Origin of the sequence: Pseudomonas sp. GZD-209, from assembly GCF_049310485.1 — a bacterium.
GTDB lineage: Bacteria > Pseudomonadota > Gammaproteobacteria > Pseudomonadales > Pseudomonadaceae > Aquipseudomonas > Aquipseudomonas sichuanensis.
Genome location: NZ_JBMOWQ010000149.1, coordinates 16736 through 36747, shown reverse-complemented (window position 1 = coordinate 36747; position 20012 = coordinate 16736). Strand labels below are relative to the sequence as shown.

Below are 20012 nucleotides of genomic sequence, written 5' to 3'. Positions count from 1 at the left end.
AATCGCGGGGCAAGCCCGCTCCCACGGGTTGAATTGGTGGGCCAGTCCATCCCGTGGGAGCGGGCTTGCCCCGCGATGTTTTCAGGCTTCAGTACACATCCCGCCTATAGCGCCCATCCTCGATCAGCTGCTGCACCCGCGCTTCACCGAGCATGCCCTGCAGCGCCGCATCCACCCCTGCAGCCATGCCGTGCAAACTGCCGCACACATACACGCAGGCGCCATCATCAATCCAGCGCTTGAACTCGGCGGCCTGCTGCAGCAACACATCCTGCACATAGACCTTCTCGGCCTGGTCGCGTGAAAACGCCAGGTCCAGCCGTTGCAGGTCACCCTTGGCCAACCAGCCCTGCAGCTCCTCGCCACACAGCAGGTCGTGGGCACGATTGCGCTCGCCAAACAGCAGCCAGTTGCGCTGCTCGCCTGCGCCAATGCGTGCCTTCAAGAGGCTGCGCAAGCCGGCAAGGCCAGTGCCGTTGCCGATCAGTACCATCGGCGCGGCGGCGTCGGGCAAGTGGAAGCCGCCGTTACGGCGCAGACGAGCGCTGACCGTGCCGTCCAGCGCCAGGTACTCGGTCAGCCAGCCGGAACCCAGGCCCAGGTTGCCATCGGGGTGGCGTTCCTGGCGCACGATCAACTCCAGCTCGCCATCGCTGGCAATCGAGGCGATCGAGTATTCGCGGGCACTCAGCGGGATCAGCGCATCGACCAGCGCCTGGGCATGCAGGCCCACCAGGTGCTCGCGGCTGGCCGGCAGCTGCCGGCTGGACAAGGCCTGGGCCAGGGTTTGTTCGAGGCCGTCCAGTTGCACCGGGCAGTGCGGGTCGAGCCCGAGGCCTGCCAGCAACGCCGCTACGCGGGGCTGGCCATTACGCGGCAGGATCTCCACCAGGTCGCCGGCCGCCCAGCTTGCCGGGGCTTGCGCCTGCAACCCCAGCAGGAACACCGGTGCGCCCTGGCTGCCCGGGTTGAGCAGTTCACGGCGGGTCAGGCGCCAATTGCCGAAGCTGGCGGGCTGCCACGCGGCTACCGGGTGCGCGCCGGTCAGTTGTGCCAGTTCTTGTTGCCAGAGTTGCAGCGCGGCGGGGTCGGCGTTGTCCACTTCGACTGCGCTGAAGGCGCTGCTGGCGCCACGCTCGCTGAGCCAGGCCTGCAGCCGTCGGGCAAAGCCGCAGAAGTGCGGATACTGGCGGTCGCCCAGGGCCAGCACGGCATAGTCCAGGTGTTCCAGTGCCCAAGGCTTGCCGATGACTTTGCGCTCGAAGGCCCGAGCGCTGTCCGGCGCTTCGCCGTCGCCGAAGGTGCTCACCACGAACAGCGCGCGGTTGGCCTGGCGCAGTTCGGCTTCGCCCAACTGCGCCAGCGGGCGCACCTGCACCGGCAAGCCGGCGGCCTGCAGCTGGCCGGCGCTCTGCCAGGCCAGTTGCTCGGCGAAGCCGCTCTGGCTGGCGAAACCGATCAGCCAGCTGTCGCCGTTGCCGGCGGCAGCAGATACCGCGCCGCGGGCGGCGCGCACCTGGCGCTTCTTGCGTCGGCGGTCGAGGTACAGCAGCCAGCCGGTGACGAAGAACAGCGGCATGGTCAGGCTGGCCACGGTGACGATGATTCGCCCCGGCAAGCCAAAGTAGCTGCCCACGTGCAGGGCGTAGACGCTCTGCAGCAGTTGGGCCTTGAACGAGCTGTCGCTGTAGCGCTGGTGGCGCTTGATCTGGCCGCTGGCCGGGTCGAGGGTGAGGGTGTTGAAGGCGCGCTCGTGGTCGGCGCCCTGCAACAGGTAGAACAGGGTGGCCGGCTGGCCGCCGGCCGGCGGCAGCCGCAGGTTGTAGGTGGCAAGGCCAGGGCCCGCCGCGTCCTTGAGGTTGGCCCAGATGGCGTCGTAGTCGACCACCAGTGGCGGGGCATTCTTGTCGACCTTGGGCGGGCCATGGCGGCCACCGCGGCCTTCACCGCGCTTCTGCTCGCCGGCCGCCGGTGGGTCGGCCAGCAACTTGTTCAGGCCCGCGCGGTACCACTCATAGGACCAGAACAGCCCGGTCAGGGCGAACAAGAGGTAGAACAGCAGGCACCAGGTGCCGAACACCGCATGCAGGTCCCAGTTGAACGCGCGGCCTTTCTTGGCCCAGTCCAGGGTCAGCCAGGTCCGCCAGTTGAGGGCCTTGCGCGGCCAGCGCAGGTACAGGCCGGACAGGCAGAAGAAGATCAGCATCAGGGTGCAGGCACCGGTGATCTGCCGGCCGGTGTCGCCCACGGCGAGGAAGCGGTGCAACTGCAACACGAAGTTGAAGAAGCCCAGCCCGCTCACTTCGCCCTTGAGCTCGCCGGTGTAGGGGTCGGCATAGCGCAACTCGCCGCGGCGCTCACCGGGCGCAGGGGTGAAGAAGATCCGCGCGGCATTGCCCTCGCGGGTGTCTACCCACAGCATCGAGACCTTGTCGCCTTGCGCGGCTTCGACCCGGCGCACCAGCTCGGCCGGCGGCAACACGCCCTCCTGGCGCACCTCGACCTTGAGCACCTCGGCGTTGAACGCGCGCAGCAGCTCTTCCTGGAACGACCAGATCGCCCCGGTGATGCCCATCAGCGCCAGCACCAGGCCAGCGGTGATGCCAAACAACCAGTGCACCTGGAACAGCGTCTTCTTCAACACATCGATCACCTTGTCTGGCCGCCTGCTGCGCGGCGTGCATTATGCCTTGATACGCAAAAGCCCCGTTCAAGCAAATGAACGGGGCTTGGGCTGCATCCTTTAGAAGTGGACGCTGGTGGTCAGCAATGCGGTCCGGCCCGCCGCCTGGTTGGCGAAGTGGGTGGAGAACGCCTTGTCGTAGTAGACCTCGTTGGTGAGGTTCTGCACGTTCAGTTGCAGGTCGACGTTCTTGGTCAGCTTGTAGGCGGCCATGGCGTCGTAACGCACGTAGCTGTCGACCATGGTGGTGTTGGCCACGTTGCCGAACACGTCATCGACGTAGAAGGCGCCGCCGCCGACGGTGAACTTCGGCGTGACCTGGTAGGTGGTCCACAGGCTGGCGCTGTTGTTCGGGGTGTTCGGCAGCTGGTTGCCGTCGTTGGCCTTGCCCAGCGGGCCGCCGTCGATCTGGCGGGCCTGCATGTAGGTGTAACCGGCAAATACCTGCCACTTGTTGGTCAGCTTGCCGCTGGCCGACAGCTCGATGCCCTGCACGCGGGTTTCGCCGACGTTCTCGTAGCTGGTGGTACCCACCTGCACACGGGCGTTTTCTTTCTCGGTGCGGAACAGCGCGGCGGTGAGGGACAGACGCTCTTCGAGCAGGTCCCACTTGGTGCCGATCTCGTAGTTGGTGGTTTCTTCCGGCTCCATGTCGCTGGTCAGCAGATTGCCGGCACGGTCAGTAGAGTTAGGCGGTGGATTGCCTTCCATGCCTTCACCAAGCATTGCGCCAGGGGGAGTGGCCGAAGTGGCGTAGGACACATAGATGCTGCCGTTGTCGGCCGGTTTCCACACCAGGCCAAGCTGGCCGGTGATGAACTCGCTGGTGTCCTCGCCCTTGGCGGCGACCTTCTTGGCGTTCACCACGGTACTGCCGTTGGCGTTGCGGCTGCGGTACTGGGTGTCGAAGTGGTCGTAACGCAGGCCCATGTTCAGCAGCCAGGCCGGGGTCAGCTCAAGGGTGTCGAACACGTACAGCGCACGGGTGTTGCTCTTGGTGTTGGTGCCGGCGTAGTTGCGCGAGATGGCGCCGTTCCACGGATCGTCCGCGGTCGGGTTGCTCAGCGAGGTGCAGTTGTAGGACGGTGCGCCGATGCCATTGCACACGTTCAGGTTGTTGACCTTGGTGGTACCAGCCAGCGTGCTCACATCGTAGGAGGTGCGATCGGACTCCTCGCGGCTCAGCTCGATACCGGTGGAGAAGCTGTTCTTCAGGCCGCCCAGGTAGAACTCACCGAACAGGTCGGTCTGGTTGGTGGTGGTGGAGGTATTGCCGACACGGGTGTTGGCCCGGCGCCACACGCTGCCACGGTTGACGTTGCCCTGGCTGTCGTCGGGCTGGGTCAGGATGTAGTCCTGCATGCTGTTGCCGTGGCGCAGGGTGTTCTTGATGGTCAGCGCGTCGGTCAGGTCGTGCTCGATGGCGAAGGTGGCGATGTCCACCCGCGACTTGCGGAAGTCACGGTCGGTCAGGCCATAGAAGTTGTCGCTGTCGCCACCGTCCTGAGGCTTGCTCGGGTGCGCCGAGGTGCGCGCGGCACTGCCACGCACAGGAATGCTGTACGGGATGCCCGAATCCGGCAGGTCGTCGCTTTCCAGGTGGTAGTAGTCGAGGTTGACGCGGGTCGGCGTACCCAGGCCGAAGGCCAGCGACGGGGCGATACCCCAACGGTCGTAGTTGACCTTGTCGCGGCCGGCGACGTTGCTTTCGTGGGTCATCAGGTTCAGGCGCCCGGCAACGGTATCGCTGAACTGGTAGTTGCCGTCGAAGGTGTAGCGCTGGGTCTGGTCGCTGCCCCAGGTCCAGGCGCCGTCCAGCGAGTTGCCCAGGTGCGCGCGCTTGCTCACCAGGTTGATGGTGCCGCCCGCCGCGCCACGGCCACCGATGGCCGAGTTCGGGCCCTTGGCCACTTCCACCGATTCGATGGCGAAGATCTCACGGGTTTGCGCGCCAGTGTCACGCACGCCGTCCAGGTAGGTATCGCCCTGGGCGTCGAAGCCACGGATGAACGGGCGGTCGCCTTGCGGGTTGCCGCCTTCGCCAGCGCCGAAGGTGATGCCGGGCACTGTGCGCAGGGCATCCTGCAGGTTCAGGGCGTTGGTGTCCTTGATCACTTGCTGCGGGATCACGGTGACCGAACGCGGCGTGTCCACCAAGGGTGCGGTGTACTTCTGCGAAGAGGCTTTCTCGACCTTGTACTCGGTGTTCGCCTGTTCGGCCTTGCCGTTGACGCTGGTGGCGTCGAGGGTGATGGCGTTGTTGGCGGCCGGGTCGGCAGCGTAAGCAGAAGTGGCAGTGATCGCCAGGCCGATGGCGGAGGCGAGCAGACGTGGTGAACTGACGGCGGTTGGCACGTGACGCATTGTTATTGACCTTCCCCAAGGTTTGAAGGCCGCGGATGTTAATGTAAGCGAATGTAAGGAACAATTGAGAAGCGTTACCATTCGTTAGAAATTTACATTCTTTACATTTTCACCTTACGGTTTTTATGGGTTCGTGCGTCGATTGGTCCGAAAGGGGCTTGTGATTGGTAAAAGGGAATCAATATCATTGGCGCCCCTAACCCGCGCCAGGTGCCACCGCCATGCTGCTTCACATTCCCGGGCTGTTCGACGCCGACGAAATCTCGCGTATTCGCCAGGCCCTGGAGCAGGCCGACTGGGCCGACGGCAAGGTTACGGCGGGTTACCAGTCGGCCAAGGCCAAGCACAACCTGCAGTTGGCCGAAGGCCATCCGCTGGCCAAGGAGATCGGCAGCGCGCTGATCGAACGGCTGTGGCGCAACCCGCTGTTCATGTCGGCGGCGCTGCCGCACAAGGTGTTCCCGCCGCTGGTCAACTGCTACCGCGAAGGTGGCAATTTCGATTTCCACATCGATAACGCTTTGCGCCAGCCCAAGGGCAGCGCGGAGCGGGTGCGCACCGATCTGTCCTCGACGCTGTTCCTCAGCGACCCGGCCAGTTACGACGGTGGCGAACTGGTGATCCAGGACACCTATGGCGTGCAACAGGTCAAGCTGGCGGCGGGCGACATGGTGCTGTACCCCGGCACCAGCCTGCACAAGGTCAACCCGGTCACCCGTGGCGAACGCTATGCGGCGTTCTTCTGGACCCAGAGCCTGGTGCGCGAGGACAGCCAGCGCACCCTGCTGTTCGAGATGGACAATGCCATCCGCCAGCTCACCGCCGATGTGCCGGAGCACCCGTCGCTGCTGCAGCTGACCGGCACCTACCACAACCTGTTGCGCCGCTGGGCCGAGGTCTGAGCCGTGTCCTATCAGTTGCGTCGTGAACAGGTGGTGGACCTGGCCGGGCTCAAGGCCATGCTCGAACACAGCCCGGGCCAGGCCGCCCAGGCCATCCTCGCGGCGGCAGGGCAGGGCGTGGTCGAGGCACAGTTGCTGCTGGGGCAGATCCTGCTCGACGGGCGCGGCATCGAGCAGGATGCCGAGGTGGCCCGGCGCTGGTTCCAGATTGCCGCCCAGGGGGGGGACGGCATGGCGCACAACATGCTCGGGCGCTGCCTGGAGCATGGCTGGGGCGGTGCGGTGGACCTGGCCCAGGCGGCCATTCACTACGCGCGCGCGGCCGACAGCGGGCTGGACTGGGGCATGTACAACCTGGGCAACCTGCTGGCCACCGGGCGCGGGGTGCCGGCCAACCAGGCTCAGGCATTGGCCTGCTACGAGAAGGCAGCTCAGCTGGGCCATGCCAAGTCGATGAACTTGTACGGCCGTTATCTGGAGCAAGGTATCGCCACCGCCGCCAGCCCGGCCCGTGCCGTGCGCTGGTATCGCCGTTCTGCCGAGGCGGGTGATTTCCGTGGCATGTTCAGCCTGGCAATGGTGCTGGTCGAGCGCGGTCAGATGGCCGAGGCTGAGCCCTGGTTCGAGCAGGCCCGTGCAGAGGGCAACCTGAACTTCCTGCGCAGCAGCCAGGTGCACCTGCTGGCGGCCGGGCCGCTGCTGTCTGCTCAGGCGGCCCGTTATACCGGCGAGCTCGAGCTGCGTGCTGGTGCAGGGGAAAACCTTCGATCTTAAGTGTGCGCGGGGTCATGAGCATGCTGAGGCGACTTTCCCACAGGAGTTGCACCATGGCTGAACCCTACATCACCGAACAATCCTTCATTGCCCGTCTTAACGTGCTCAACACCAAGTATCCGGGGTCTGTAGGTCGCTGGGAGTACAGCCCGGGCTACAACGGCAGCGTCCACTGGCATCAGAACACCTGGCTGACCACCTCCCGCCAGGACCGAGATGCGCTGAAGCTGTGGTTCGGCGCCGTGGAGTACGGCGACGAAGGGCATGTCTACGAGGTCCGTCTGTGGACCAGCAACAGTGCGCATCCGATGTACAACCAGCGGGTCGACATCAGCACCAACGGTTACCTCGGCTTCTATGAGCTCACCCCCATCGTGGGCCCACTTTGGCGCGTGGCGCAGACCGATGACGGCAAGATGCGTATGACCACCCTCGATAACAAAGGGGTGGGCGTGCGCTGGGACAAGGCTGCCTGGACCACCGGGCGCATGGGCAGCTACCTGTGCACGGGTGCGAATCCGTCTGCCCAGTTCGATGTGGAAATTCTGCAGATGGGTGTCGAAGAACCGCTTTAAGTCTTTATCGCGCATGTGAAAACGGGGCCTTGCGGCCCCGTTTTCAGTTACAGGTAGTAAGCCTTCAGCGGCGGGAAGCCGTTGAATTCCACCGCGCTGTAGCTGGTGGTGTAGGCACCGGTGGACAGCCAGTACAGGCGGTCGCCGATGGCCAGGTTCAGTGGCAGGCCGTACTTGTAGTTCTCGTACATGATGTCGGCGCTGTCGCAGGTCGGGCCGGCGATGACCACTTCTTCGGTCTCGCCTTTCTTCTCGGTCCAGATCGGGAACTTGATGGCTTCGTCCATGGTTTCGATCAGCCCGGAGAACTTGCCCACGTCGGTGTAGATCCAGCGCTCTACCGCGGTGCGCGACTTGCGAGCTACCAGCACCACTTCGCTGACCAGGATGCCGGCGTTGGCGATCAGCGAACGGCCTGGTTCGAGGATGATTTCCGGCAGGTCGTCACCGAAGTCTTCCTTGAGGAAGCGAATGATCTCTTCGGCATAGGTCTCGAGGCTGTTGGTGCGGGTGATGTAGTTGGCCGGGAAGCCACCACCCATGTTGATCAGCTTCAGCTCGATGCCGTCTTCTTGCTTCAGGCGCTCGAAGATCACCTTGACCTTGGCGATGGCGGCATCCCACACGCTGATGTCGCGCTGCTGCGAGCCCACGTGGAAGGAGATGCCGTACGGCACCAGGCCCAGGTCGCGGGCGAGGATCAGCAGGTCCATGGCCATGTCGGTCTGGCAGCCGAACTTGCGCGACAGCGGCCAGTCCGCAGTGGTGGAGCCTTCGGTGAGGATACGCACGTAGACTTTCGAGCCCGGCGCGGCCTTGGCGATGTTGCGCAGGTCGGCTTCGGAGTCGGTGGCGAACAGGCGCACGCCTTTTTCGAAGAAGTAGCGGATGTCCTTGGACTTCTTGATGGTGTTGCCGTAGCTGATGCGGTCAGCGCTGACGCCACGGCCAAGCACTTTGTCCAGCTCGTAGATCGAGGCGATGTCGAAGCTCGAGCCTTTCTCTTTGAGCAGGTCGATGATCTCGACGGCCGGGTTGGCCTTGACCGCGTAGTAGACCTTGGCGAATTCGAACCCGGCGCGCAGGTCGTCGTAGGCCTGGCTGATCATCTGGGTGTCGATGAGTACGAACGGGGTTTCCTGCTTGTCGGCGAACGCCTTCATTTTCTGGAAGGTGTCACGCGCGAAATAGTCTTCGACCTGGATCGACATGCTCAAGGGCTCCATGGGCAAACTGAAAAAATAAGTGGCTGCAAACTGAACGTCCTCCGTATCCCCACTTTGGTTCGCCTACTTCCCAAGGCATGTCGCCGAAAGCAAAAAGGTCAACCGTGCCAGGGTGTGGCTGCGGGTGACCTTGCTGTCTCGTCGTCAGTACTTGAGCCGGATGGATCGTTTCCAGCATGGACGTTCGGCGCGCACTTTAGGGCGTGATTCCAGCAAGATCAACAGGCAATCCCGGTGGGTTCGCCGTGGATCGACGAGCAGTTACCTGAATAACCGACTCGTGTGACCGGCAGATGTTCCCCGGGATCTTTGAAGCGTTAAATATTGTGGAATAGACCGGGTTGGCCCCTGGGCAGGCAAGCCCGCTCTCACAGGGATCAAGTGGTTTGCGTGGGAGCGCGCTTGCCCCGCGAAAGCGTGTAAGTGTTCATATTTATGGCCACGGTTTCCTGGCACTCACGTGCATGAAACTCGTCATAAATTTTTTGTTACTGACTGGCGGAATTGCCGCTTTTGATGAGAAACATTACTATTCGCACCCTTATCTGCCTGCCTGATGATCACCCACCGTGTCCGGACACAAAGGCTTCCTCGACCACTATCACGAGCTGATCGGCACCTGGACGCGCAAGTTGCGCAGTCGTCAGCAGGCCGAGGACCTCACCCATGATGCCTTCGTGCGGGTTCTGGAAAACCCGCGCGATCAGGTCGAGCAGCCACGCGCCTACCTGCACCAGACCGCACGCAATATCGCTGTCGATGGCTATCGCCGCGAAGACCGCCGCCAGGCCCTGGTGCTGGAAGGTTTCGACGACGAAGCGGCGGCGGGTGATGACCCGGAAGCCTACGTGCATGCCCTGGAACTGGCCGACAGTGTCGAGCGGGCGCTGGCCGAACTGCCACTCAACTGCCGGCAGGTGTTCGTCTGGCAGAAGCTCGAAGGCCTGAGCCAGGCCGAGATCGCCGAGCGCATGGGCTTGAGCAAGAACATGGTCGAAAAGTATATGATCCGCACGCTCCGACATCTGCGTGAGCACCTGGATGTGTCGGCCAGATGAGTCAGGAGACCCCATTGATGAAACAGCATGCGTTCGATCCCGTCGCTGAGCAGGCGGCCGCCTGGTTCGCCCGGGTTCAGGACGCGCCGGGCGACGCCGAGCTGCAGGCGGCCCTGGAGCAGTGGCTGGCGCAGGATGCACGGCACCGCGACGAGTATCGCCGGCTCACGCAGCTGTGGCGCGCCGCCGAGCTGATTCCACGGCAACGACTGGAGGCGCTCTGCGCACCTGAGCCGGTGCGCCAGTTGCCACGCCGACGGGTGCTGCGCCAGGCCCTGGCGGCCGGGGTGGCAATCGCTGCACTTGGCCTGGGCTGGAGTGGCTGGCACTACCAGCGGCTCAATCATCAGGACGCATTGCAAACGGCACTGGGCGAGCGCCGCCAGTTCGACCTGCCGGACGGTTCGCAGTTGCAGCTCAATAGCGGCACACGGCTGAGCGTGGACTTTTCAGCGGGCCGCCGGCATGTGCTGTTGAGCCAGGGCGAGGCGATGTTCATCGTCGCCCACGACACTAGTCGCCCCTTTGTGGTCAGCACCGCCCAGGGTGAAGTGACGGTCACCGGCACGCGCTTCGACGTGCGCCAGGACCTGGCCAGCACCCGCGTGGCAGTGGAGCAGGGCTCGGTGCGGGTGCAAGGCGCAGGTGATGGGCTAGCGCAGTTGGGGGCCGGCCAGGGCTCGCATATCGATGCCCACGGCAAGGTTGCCGCGCCCTATGCCATCGACGTCAGTTCGCTCACCGCCTGGCGCCAGGGCAAGCTGGTGTTCGACAACACGCCGCTCAGCGAAGTGGTCGTCGAAGTGTCGCGCTACCGTGCCCAACCGCTGCGGGTCGCCCCCGGAAAAGTGGCCGGCCTGCGCCTGTCGAGCAGCTTCAGCACAGATGACCCCGATGCCCTGCTGCGCGCCTTGCCGAGCATCCTGCCGGTGGCGATCAGGCAGCATGCCGATGGCTCCAGCGAAATAATTGCAAAATAGATTCAGGTTTTTTTTCGCCCGTTCGTCTTCCCCGCCAGCTGCAACTGCCAAGCATTTACATTTGCGTGCGGTTGGCGTTTATCCCGACCTTTCAGGATTTCTCGAAGACGTGAACAACAACAAGCCCCTTCTCCAGCTGCGCCGCCTGGCGCTGGCCCTGGCGGTCAGTGCCGCGGCCACCAACAGCTACGCCGACAGCATCCAGATCCAGGCCCAGCCGCTGGCGACCGCCCTCAAGCAACTGGGCCAGCAGACCAACCTGCAGCTGTTCTTCAGCCCCGAACTGGTGGCGGGCAAAGAGGCCCCGGCGGTGTCCGGCGACCTGGCCCCGGAACAGGCTCTGCAGCAACTGCTGCAAGGCAGCGGGCTGACCTTCGAGCAGTCGGCCGATACCGTGGTGGTCAAGCCGGCGGCAGTCGCCGGGACGCTGACAACCGGCAGCCTGGAGCTGGCGCCCACCGACGTGAAAGTGGTCGGTGACTGGCTGGGCGATGCCCAGCAGAGCGTGGTGCAGAACCACCCCGGCGCGCGCACCGTGGTCCGCCGTGAGGCGATGGTGGAGCAGGGCACCATGAACGTGCGCGATGCCCTGCGGGGCATCCCCGGGGTGCAGGTGCAGGACTCCAACGGCACCGGCGGCAGCGACCTGTCGCTGAACGTCGGCGTGCGTGGCCTCACCTCGCGCCTGTCGCCGCGCTCGACCGTGCTGATCGACGGCATCCCCGCCGCCTTCGCGCCCTATGGCCAACCGCAGTTGTCGATGGCGCCGATCTCCTCGGGCAACCTCGACAGCATCGACGTGGTGCGGGGTGCAGGTTCGGTGCGCTATGGCCCGCAGAACGTCGGCGGGGTGATCAACTTCGTCACCCGGGCGATCCCCGAAAAGGCCAGCGGCGAGCTGGCGAGCACCCTTGAAACCTCGCGTTACGGCGGCTGGAAGCACACCGAGTCGGCCTTCCTCGGCGGCACCGCCGACAACGGCATCGGCGTCGCGCTGCTGTACAGCGGCGTCAACGGCAATGGTTACCGGCGCAGCAACAACGACAACGACATCGACGATGTGCTGCTCAAGACCCACTGGGCGCCGACCGATGTCGACGAGTTCTGGCTGAACTTCCACTACTACGATGGCCGCGCCGACATGCCCGGCGGCCTGACCCAGGCCCAGTACGACCAGGACCCCTACCAGTCGCTGCGTGACTACGACTACTTCGCAGGCCGGCGCAAGGACGTGTCGTTCAAGTGGCAGCGCCAGCTCGATGACGCCACCCAGTTCGAGGTGTTGACCTACTACACCGACAGTTTCCGTGGCAGCACCATCGCCTCCAGCGACATGAAGACCCTGTCGTCGTACCCGCGCAACTACCACACCTTCGCCATCGAGCCGCGCTTGTCGCGGGTGTTCTTCGTCGGCCCGACCACCCAGGAGGTCAGCGTCGGCTACCGCTACCTGAAGGAGGCCATGCGCGAGCAATCGACACGCTTGTCGTTGATCGACAATGTGCCGACCCAGACCGCCAAGTCCGACGGCCATGTGTTCCAGGACCGCAGCGGCGGCACCGAAGCCAGCGCCTACTACATCGATGACAAGATCGACGTGGGCAACTGGACCATCACCCCAGGGATCCGCTTCGAGCACATCAATACCGACTGGCGCGACCGCCCGGTGCTGGACGACAGCCGCAAGCCGGTGGCGGAGAAGAACCGCAGCATCACCAGCAACGAGCCGCTGCCGGCGCTGAGCGTGATGTACCACCTGTCCGATGCGTGGAAGCTGTTCGCCAACTACGAGACCTCGTTCGGCAGCCTGCAGTACTTCCAGCTGGGCCAGGGCGGTAGCGGCGACAGCACTGCCAATGGCCTGGAACCGGAGAAGGCGAAGACCTACGAGCTCGGCACGCGCTATGACGATGGCCATTTCGCCGGTGAGCTGACGGCGTTCTACATCGACTTTGATGACGAGCTGCAGTACATCAGCAACACGGTGGGCTGGACCAACCTCGGCGCCACCACGCACCAGGGTATCGAGGCGTCGGCGCGCTATGACCTGGCCGGGCTGGACCCGCGCCTGCAAGGGTTGTCGGTGAATGCCGGGTACACTTACACCCGTGCCACCTACGAGGGTGAAATCCCCGGCTTCGAAGGCCGCGACCTGCCGTTCTACTCGCGCCAGGTGGCGACTGCCGGCCTGCGTTACCAGGTCAATCGCTGGACCTGGAACCTCGATGCGTTCGCCCAGTCCGGGCAGCGCGCACCGGGTACCGGCATGACCAAGACCGGCAAGTTCACCGGCAACTACATCACCGAACCGAGCGCCGATGGGCAGTATGGCGATATCCCGGGGTACGTGACCTGGCATGCCCGGGGTGGCTATGACTTCGGGCCGCAACTGTCCAATCTGAAGCTGGCAGCCGGGGTGAAGAACCTGTTCGACAAGCAGTACTTCACCCGCTCCAGCGACAACAACTCGGGGATCTATGTGGGTGAGCCGCGCACGTTCTATGTGCAGGCCAGTGTAGGGTTCTGATCCGACGTTGCCTTCATCGCGGGGCAAGCCCGCTCCCACAGGGATCGCGCCAGGTCTTTAAGTTGTGAGCAAGACATTTGCTCCCACGCCAGGTCGCAGATCGTGGGAGCGGGCTTGCCCCGCGATTGGGCTATCAGGAGGCCACCGCCTCAGCCGGCGACACGATACTGGTCTTGCCCCCCCGCGAGCGCCCGGAACTCAGGTACGCCGCAATCGACTCCTGCGTCACCTCCCCGAGGAACACCTGTTCGGCATCCAGCACCGGCAGCCACGCCCGGTTGAACTCGTACATCCGCGACAACAGGATGCGCAGATGTTCATCGTGCGATGCCGTGGCGTTGAACGGCCGCAGGAAGTCGCCGCAGGTGCCCTGTTGGCGATGCATGTCGCGCCGGCGCACATAGCCTAGCGCCTTGTTCTGCCCGTCAGTCACCACCACATAGCGGCGGTCGTGTTCATCCAGCAGCTCAAGCGCATCGGCCACCGGCGTTTGCGGGCTCACCGACGGCGCGTTGTCCGCCGCATCTTCGGCACGCACCAGCAGCAGGCGCTTGAGCGTGCTGTCCTGGCCGACGAAGTTGCTGACGAAGTCGTCCACCGGGTGCGCCAGCAGGGTGTCCGGGTGATCCAGCTGCAACAGCTTGCCGGCGCGGAAGATGGCGATCTTGTCGCCCAGCTTGATCGCCTCGTCGATGTCGTGGCTGACCATGATCACGGTCTTGTTCAGCGCCCGTTGCATCTCGAAGAACTCGTTCTGGATCAGCTCGCGGTTGATCGGGTCGACCGCGCCGAATGGCTCATCCATCAACAGCACCGGCGCCTCGGCGGCCAGTGCGCGGATCACCCCGATGCGCTGTTGCTGGCCACCGGACAGCTCGCGCGGGTAGCGCTGCAGGTACTGCTTGGGCTCCAGCTTGATCATGCTCATCAGTTCACGGGCGCGGTCGTGGCATTGCTGTTTGTCCCAGCCGAGCAGGCGCGGCACGACGGTGATGTTTTCCTCGATGGTCATGTTGGGGAACAGGCCGATCTGCTGGATCACGTAGCCGATACGGCGGCGCAGGGTCACTTCGTCCAGCCCGCTGGTGTCCTCGCCATTGATGAACACCTGGCCCGAGGTGGGGGTGATCAGGCGGTTGATCATTTTCAGCGTGGTGCTCTTGCCGCAGCCCGAGGGGCCGAGGAACACGCAGATCTCGCCTTCGTTGACGGTGAGGTTCACGGCATCGACGGCTTTGACCTCTTTGCCGTTGGCGTGGAAGGTCTTGCTGAGGTTCTTCAGTTCGATCATGGGCGCAGTCCTTCTGGAGTCAGGGCACGTTGCAGGATTTGCAGGAGCAGGTCGGCGACGATCGCCAGCAGGCTGACCAGCACGGCGCCGACCAGCAGCATCGACATGTCGCTGCGGCTGATGGAGGTGAGGATGAGCACGCCCAGGCCGCCGGCGCCGATGGTGGCGGCGATGGTCATCACGCCGATGTTCATCACCACGGCGGTGCGCACGCCGGCGAGGATCACCGGCACGGCGATGGGCAGCTCGACCATGCGCAGGCGCTGGCCGAAGGTCATGCCGATGCCGCGCGCGGCCTCACGGATACCGGGCTCGACATTGGTCAGGGCCAGGTAGGTGTTGCGCAGGATCGGCAGCAGTGAATAAAGGAACACCGCGGTGATGGCCGGCAGCGGGCCGAGGCCCTGGCCGAACTTCGAGTAGAACGGCAGCAGCAGGCCGAACAGGGCGATCGACGGAATGGTCAGCAGCACCGTGGCGCTGGCCTGCAGCGGGCCGGCCAGTGACGGGAAGCGGGTCATCAGGATGCCCAGCGGCACGCCGACCAGGATCGCCAGGCCCACCGCGATGCCGACCAGGGTGATGTGCTGCCCGGTCAGTTGCAGGACCTGGGCCCAGTCCAGGTGGGCGAAGGTGTCGAGCAAGTTCATGGTTTCACCTCGCTGAGTGGGTGCGCTTGCAGGAACGCTGCGGCGACCACGGTCGGGCTCTGGTGCTCGACATCGACCTTGGCGTTGAGCTGGCGCATGGTCTCGTCATCCAGCTGTTCGGCCAGTGGCTTGAGCAGCGTGGCCAGTTGCGGGTGGGCGTCGAGCACGGCCTGGCGCAGCACCGGGGCGGCGGTGTAGTCGGGGAAGTAGTGCTTGTCGTCTTCGAGCAGCTTGAGGTTGAACGCGTTCAGGCGCCCGTCGGTGGTGTAGACCAGGCCGGCGAATACCTGGTTATTGCGCATCGCGGTGTACACCAGGCCGCCGTCCATCTGGCGGATATTGCGCCGGTCCAGCGGCAGGCCGTAACGCTCGCGCAGGCCGACCAGGCCATCGGGGCGGTTGGCGAACTCGGTGTCCAGCGCAACCAGGTGCAGGCGTTGGTGCTCGTCGTGCAGTACCTGGTTGAGGTCGCTGATCGTGTTGATCTGCGGATAGGCCTCGGCAACCTGCTTGGGCAGGCCCAGGGCATAGGTGTTGCTGAACTTCGACGGGGTCAGCCAGACCAGGCCTTTTTTGCCATCGAGTGCTTTCACCCGGGCGTAGGTGGCGTCTGCGTTGGGCATGCGCTCGTCGATATGGTTGTAGGAGACCAGCGACACGCCGGTGTATTCCCACATCAGGTCGAGCTGGCCGGTCTCCTGCGCCTGGCGCGCGATGTTGCTGCCAAGGCCGGTGGTCACGCGTACCTCGAAGCCGTTGGCACGCAGGTACTGGGCGGTGATTTCGGCAAGCACGGTCTGTTCGGTGAACATCCGCGCGCCGACGTGGATCAGCGGTTTTTCCGCTGCCTGGGCAAATCCTGCGTACAGCAGGGCCGCGCCCAGCAGCAAGGCGATTGTCTTGTTCATGGGTTCCCTTTTTTAGTGGGCCAGGCCGCGTTCCAGCCAGCGTTTGCTGGAGGCACTCACCAGCGCGTCGAGCACCAGGGCCAGCAGTGCGGTGCACGCGGCACCGAGCAACAGCTGCGGTTGGTTGTTCAGGGCGATGCCGGGGAAGATCAGGCTGCCCAGGCTGTTGGCGCCGATCAGGAACGCCAGGGGCGCAGTGCCCACGTTCAAGGCCAGGGCCACCCGCACGCCGCCGACAATGATCGGCACGGCGTTGGGCAGCTCCACCTGCCACAACTGCTGGCGCGGGGTCATGCCGATGCCGGTGGCGGCTTCCTTGAGCGAGGCAGGGACGTTTTTCAGGCCCTCGTAGGTGTTGCGCACGATGGGCAGCAGCGAGGCGAGGAACAGCGCGAAGATCGCAGGACCTGCGCCGATGCCCAGAACGCTCAGGGCGATGGCCAGGACGGCCAGGGGAGGAATGGTGTTGCCAATGTTGAAAAACTGCATGAAGCGTTCGGCTTTGTCGACCCGTTGCGGTCGACTCAGGGCAATGCCGGCGGGGATGCCCACGGCCAACGCCGCCGCCATCGAAGCCAGCACCAGCATCAGGTGCGCTTGCAGGTAGAAAGCAAGATCGTCGCGGTAGCGGGCGATCGTATCGATGCCGATCCAGTGGACCAGCAGGGCCAGGATGACGAGCACGGCGGCCCATCCCAACAGCCCTTTTCCGTAGCGTGCAGCCACAGGCGGACTCCTTCTTGTAGTCGGCGCTCGCACCCCCGTGTGGCCGGCCATTCCTGGCGGCGGGCGGTGTGAACGCGAGTAGCAGCGCGAGGCGGGCAGAACGCCGCGATCACGCCATGAGCCGAACCCCGTCGGGCCCGAAAATGCTGATGAAACCAGTCCCCCAACCGAAGCGGGTTGCAGGGGAGTGGACGTCTCCGTGGGCGTAAAGGTTCCCATCTGAGACGGCATTTGGCCAGTGTTAATCACTGGGGTGAAGGAACATTGGCGAGAAAAAACAGCAGGTTAATGCGCTACAGGCGTTGAAATAACTGGGGCTTGGCCATTTGCCGTGATAAAGCGATTACCTGATGAATTTGTTGTGGCAGTGCCGGCCCTTTCGCGGGTAAACCCGCTCCCTCAGGGTGCTGCATTGCCCCGAGCCTTGCGCGATACCCATGCAGCACCTGAGCTCTCCACTGACCTCAGGCCGAGTGCAGTACCTGTGGGAGCGGGTTCACCCGCGAAAGGGCCGGAACAGGTGCCGCTGGTTCCGCAAATTTTGGTCTAGGGCCAACTTCAGGTATGATACGGCCCCTTTTTTAATCCCCCAGTCAGGCGATTTCCCATGACCAACCAGGCCGCCGAAGTCGCGAAGCGCCGCACTTTCGCAATCATTTCCCACCCCGACGCCGGTAAGACCACCATCACCGAGAAGCTCCTGCTGATGGGCAAGGCGATCTCCGTCGCGGGCACCGTGAAGTCGCGCAAGTCCGACCGCCACGCCACCTCCGACTGGATGGAAATGGAGAAGCAGCGCGGCATCTCCATCACCACCTCGGTGATGCAGTTCCCTTACCGCGAGCACATGATCAACCTGCTCGACACCCCCGGCCACGAAGACTTCTCGGAAGATACCTACCGCACCCTGACCGCGGTGGACTCGGCGCTGATGGTGCTCGACGGCGGTAAGGGTGTAGAGCCGCGCACCATCGCCCTGATGGACGTCTGCCGCCTGCGCGACACGCCCATCGTCAGCTTCATCAACAAACTCGACCGTGATATCCGCGACCCGATCGAGCTGCTCGACGAAATCGAGGCAGTACTGAAGATCAAGGCCGCGCCGATCACCTGGCCGATCGGTTGCTACCGCGACTTCAAGGGCGTGTACCACCTGGCGGGCGACTACATCATCGTCTACACCCCGGGCCACGGCCACGAGCGTACCGCGGTGAAGATCATCGAAAAGCTCGACTCCGATGAAGCCCGCGCGCACCTGGGTGACGAATACGAGCGCTTCCTCGAACAACTGGAGCTGGTGCAGGGCGCCTGCCACGAGTTCGACCAGGACGAGTTCATCAACGGCCAGCTCACCCCGGTGTTCTTCGGTACCGCATTGGGCAACTTCGGTGTCGACCATGTGCTCGACGCGGTGGTCGACTGGGCGCCGCGCCCGCTGGCACGTGTGGCCCACGAGCGTACCGTGGAGCCGGTGGAAGAGAAATTCTCGGGCTTCGTGTTCAAGATCCAGGCGAACATGGACCCGAAACACCGCGACCGTATCGCCTTCATGCGCATCTGCTCGGGCAAGTACGAAAAGGGCATGAAGATGCGCCACGTGCGCACCGGCAAGGACCTGCGCATCGGCGATGCGCTGACCTTCTTCTCCTCCGAGCGTGAGCAGCTCGAAGAAGCCTTCGCCGGCGACATCATCGGCCTGCACAACCACGGCACCATCCAGATCGGCGACACCTTCACCGAAGGCGAGGCGCTGGGCTTCACCGGTATCCCGCACTTCGCCCCAGAGCTGTTCCGCCGCGTGCGCCTGAAGGACCCGCTGAAATCCAAGCAGCTGCGCCAAGGCCTGCAGCAGCTGGCGGAAGAGGGTGCGACCCAGGTGTTCTTCCCCCAGCGCAGCAACGACATCATCCTGGGTGCGGTCGGTGTGCTGCAGTTCGATGTGGTCGCCAGCCGTTTGAAGGAAGAGTACAAGGTCGAGTGCGCCTACGAGCCCATCACCGTGTGGTCGGCGCGCTGGATCAGCTGCGATGACAAGAAGAAGCTCGAGGACTTCCAGAACAAGGCCATGGAAAACCTGGCCATCGACGGTGGCGGGCACCTGACTTACCTGGCGCCGACCCGAGTCAACCTGTCGCTGATGGAAGAGCGCTGGCCGGATGTGAAGTTCCGCGCGACCCGCGAGCATCACTGATACTGAAGGCCCAAGCCCGCTCCCACGTAGTTTCTAGTTGCCGGCTTTGATACTGGTCCAGATCCGCGTCCTGATGCGGTCAATCTTCGCCGGCATCGCCTCCAGGGCATACAGCTTGCCCATCACATCCTCGCTCGGGTAGATCATCGTGTTGCCCTTGATGGCCGGGTCCACCTTCGCGTCGGCCTGCTGGTTGCCATTGGCGTACTGCACGAAATTGCTGATGCCCGCCATCACCTCAGGTTGCAGCAGGTAGTTCATGTAGGCGTAGCCCGCCTTTTCGTCCGGGGCATCGGCCGGCATGGCGACCATGTCGAACCACAACGGTGCGCCTTCCTTGGGGATCGAATACCCCACCTTCACCCCATTCTTCGCCTCTTCGGCGCGATTCTTCGCCTGCAGCACGTCGCCCGAGAAACCCACCACCACGCACACATCGCCATTGGCCAGATCGCCGGTGTACTTCGACGAATGGAAGTAGCTGATGTACGGGCGCACTTTCATCAGCAGCGCCTTGGCCTTGTCGTAGTCGGCGGGGTCCTGGCTGTGCTGCGGCAAGCCCAGGTAATGCAGGGCGATCGGCAGCAGTTCGGGGCCGTTGTCCAGCACCGCCACGCCGCAGCTTTTCAGCTTGCCGATGTACTCGGGCTTGAAGATCAGGTCCCAGGAATCGACCGGGGCGTTGTCGCCCAGCACCGCCTTGACCTTGTCGATGTTGTAGCCGATGCCGGTGCTGCCCCACAGGTACGGGAAACCGTACTGGTTGCCCGGGTCGTTGACCTCCAGGGCCTTGAGCAGCACCGGGTTGAGGTTCTTCCAGTTGGGCAGCTGCGACTTGTCGAGCTTCTTCAAGGCCTTGCCCTGGATCTGCCGGGCCATGAAGTGGTTGGAGGGGAACACCACGTCGTAGCCGGAGTTGCCGGTCATCAGCTTGCCGTCGAGGGTCTCGTTGCTGTCGAACACGTCGTAGGTCGGCACGATGCCACTGGCCTGCTGGAAGTTCTTCAGGGTGTCGGGGGCGATGTAGCTCGACCAGTTGTAGATCTTCACCGTGTCGGCGGCGCTGGCCACGCTGGCGGCCAGCATCAGGGGAGCGAGAAGGAGCGTGCGCATGTCGGGGTTACCTTGCTTTGTCTGTTGTTATCGAAGGCAGGCGA

General features: G+C 64.0%; 15 protein-coding genes. 7 read left to right on the top strand and 8 right to left on the bottom strand.

What is annotated here, in order from left to right; genetic code table 11:
• Window positions 1-88: 88 nt before the first annotated feature.
• Together ACO6VM_RS17610 and ACO6VM_RS17605 are read right to left on the bottom strand one after the other, a co-directional pair.
• A complete protein-coding gene (locus tag ACO6VM_RS17610) occupies window positions 89-2644 on the bottom strand; it encodes a PepSY domain-containing protein (RefSeq protein WP_401059799.1) in 2556 nt (851 codons plus the stop codon).
• Between the two features lie 99 nt (window positions 2645-2743).
• Window positions 2744-5047, bottom strand: coding sequence for a TonB-dependent receptor (locus tag ACO6VM_RS17605; protein ID WP_401059797.1), 2304 nt, complete (start codon window positions 5045-5047; stop codon window positions 2744-2746).
• Window positions 5048-5268: 221 nt separating this feature from the next.
• Between ACO6VM_RS17605 and ACO6VM_RS17600 the strand changes: the two genes are divergently transcribed.
• Genes ACO6VM_RS17600 through ACO6VM_RS17590 form a run of 3 tightly spaced genes read left to right on the top strand, consistent with a single transcriptional unit; the run spans window position 5269 to window position 7298 of the window.
• Entirely contained in the window at window positions 5269-5949 is a 681-nt protein-coding gene (locus ACO6VM_RS17600) for a Fe2+-dependent dioxygenase (protein ID WP_390968440.1), read from the top strand.
• 3 nt (window positions 5950-5952) lie between these two features.
• Window positions 5953-6723, top strand: coding sequence for a tetratricopeptide repeat protein (locus tag ACO6VM_RS17595; protein WP_401059794.1), 771 nt, complete (start codon window positions 5953-5955; stop codon window positions 6721-6723).
• A gap of 53 nt (window positions 6724-6776) precedes the next feature.
• Window positions 6777-7298 (top strand): hypothetical protein, encoded by a 522-nt coding sequence (locus ACO6VM_RS17590; protein ID WP_401059792.1) that lies wholly within the window; start codon window positions 6777-6779, stop codon window positions 7296-7298.
• 47 nt (window positions 7299-7345) lie between these two features.
• Here the strand turns inward: ACO6VM_RS17590 and ACO6VM_RS17585 are convergent, their stop codons facing one another.
• Window positions 7346-8509, bottom strand: a complete 1164-nt coding sequence (locus ACO6VM_RS17585) for a type III PLP-dependent enzyme (protein ID WP_401059790.1) — start codon at window positions 8507-8509, stop codon at window positions 7346-7348.
• 584 nt (window positions 8510-9093) lie between these two features.
• Between ACO6VM_RS17585 and ACO6VM_RS17580 the strand changes: the two genes are divergently transcribed.
• The 3 genes from ACO6VM_RS17580 to ACO6VM_RS17570 all read left to right on the top strand — a co-directional run bounded on the left by ACO6VM_RS17580 (window position 9094) and on the right by ACO6VM_RS17570 (window position 13089).
• The gene (locus tag ACO6VM_RS17580) at window positions 9094-9582 is read left to right on the top strand and encodes an RNA polymerase sigma factor (protein WP_110993484.1); all 489 of its coding nucleotides are present in this window, start codon (window positions 9094-9096) and stop codon (window positions 9580-9582) included.
• Between the two features lie 17 nt (window positions 9583-9599).
• The gene (locus tag ACO6VM_RS17575) at window positions 9600-10562 is read left to right on the top strand and encodes a FecR family protein (protein WP_401059788.1); all 963 of its coding nucleotides are present in this window, start codon (window positions 9600-9602) and stop codon (window positions 10560-10562) included.
• A gap of 109 nt (window positions 10563-10671) precedes the next feature.
• Entirely contained in the window at window positions 10672-13089 is a 2418-nt protein-coding gene (locus ACO6VM_RS17570; RefSeq protein ID WP_401059786.1) for a TonB-dependent siderophore receptor, read from the top strand.
• Between the two features lie 133 nt (window positions 13090-13222).
• On the opposite strand, the gene ACO6VM_RS17565 is transcribed toward ACO6VM_RS17570, so the two are convergent.
• From ACO6VM_RS17565 to ACO6VM_RS17550, 4 genes are read right to left on the bottom strand one after another with little or no spacing between them, the layout of a single operon-like run.
• Window positions 13223-14380 (bottom strand): betaine/proline/choline family ABC transporter ATP-binding protein, encoded by a 1158-nt coding sequence (locus ACO6VM_RS17565; protein WP_401059784.1) that lies wholly within the window; start codon window positions 14378-14380, stop codon window positions 13223-13225.
• Window positions 14377-15030 (bottom strand): ABC transporter permease, encoded by a 654-nt coding sequence (locus ACO6VM_RS17560; protein ID WP_401059782.1) that lies wholly within the window; start codon window positions 15028-15030, stop codon window positions 14377-14379. Before ACO6VM_RS17560 ends, ACO6VM_RS17565 begins: the two co-directional genes overlap by 4 nt.
• On the bottom strand, window positions 15027-15938 hold the full coding sequence (locus ACO6VM_RS17555; RefSeq protein WP_422403574.1) for a glycine betaine ABC transporter substrate-binding protein: 912 nt from the start codon (window positions 15936-15938) through the stop codon (window positions 15027-15029). The genes ACO6VM_RS17560 and ACO6VM_RS17555 overlap by 4 nt, the downstream gene beginning before the upstream one ends.
• Before the next feature lie 12 nt (window positions 15939-15950).
• The gene (locus ACO6VM_RS17550; RefSeq protein ID WP_125860127.1) at window positions 15951-16664 is read right to left on the bottom strand and encodes an ABC transporter permease; all 714 of its coding nucleotides are present in this window, start codon (window positions 16662-16664) and stop codon (window positions 15951-15953) included.
• 607 nt (window positions 16665-17271) lie between these two features.
• Here ACO6VM_RS17550 and ACO6VM_RS17545 point away from each other — a divergent pair.
• A complete protein-coding gene (locus ACO6VM_RS17545; RefSeq protein WP_110993477.1) occupies window positions 17272-18855 on the top strand; it encodes a peptide chain release factor 3 in 1584 nt (527 codons plus the stop codon).
• A gap of 33 nt (window positions 18856-18888) precedes the next feature.
• Here the strand turns inward: ACO6VM_RS17545 and ACO6VM_RS17540 are convergent, their stop codons facing one another.
• On the bottom strand, window positions 18889-19968 hold the full coding sequence (locus ACO6VM_RS17540; protein WP_390968418.1) for a polyamine ABC transporter substrate-binding protein: 1080 nt from the start codon (window positions 19966-19968) through the stop codon (window positions 18889-18891).
• Window positions 19969-20012: the final 44 nt, after the last annotated feature.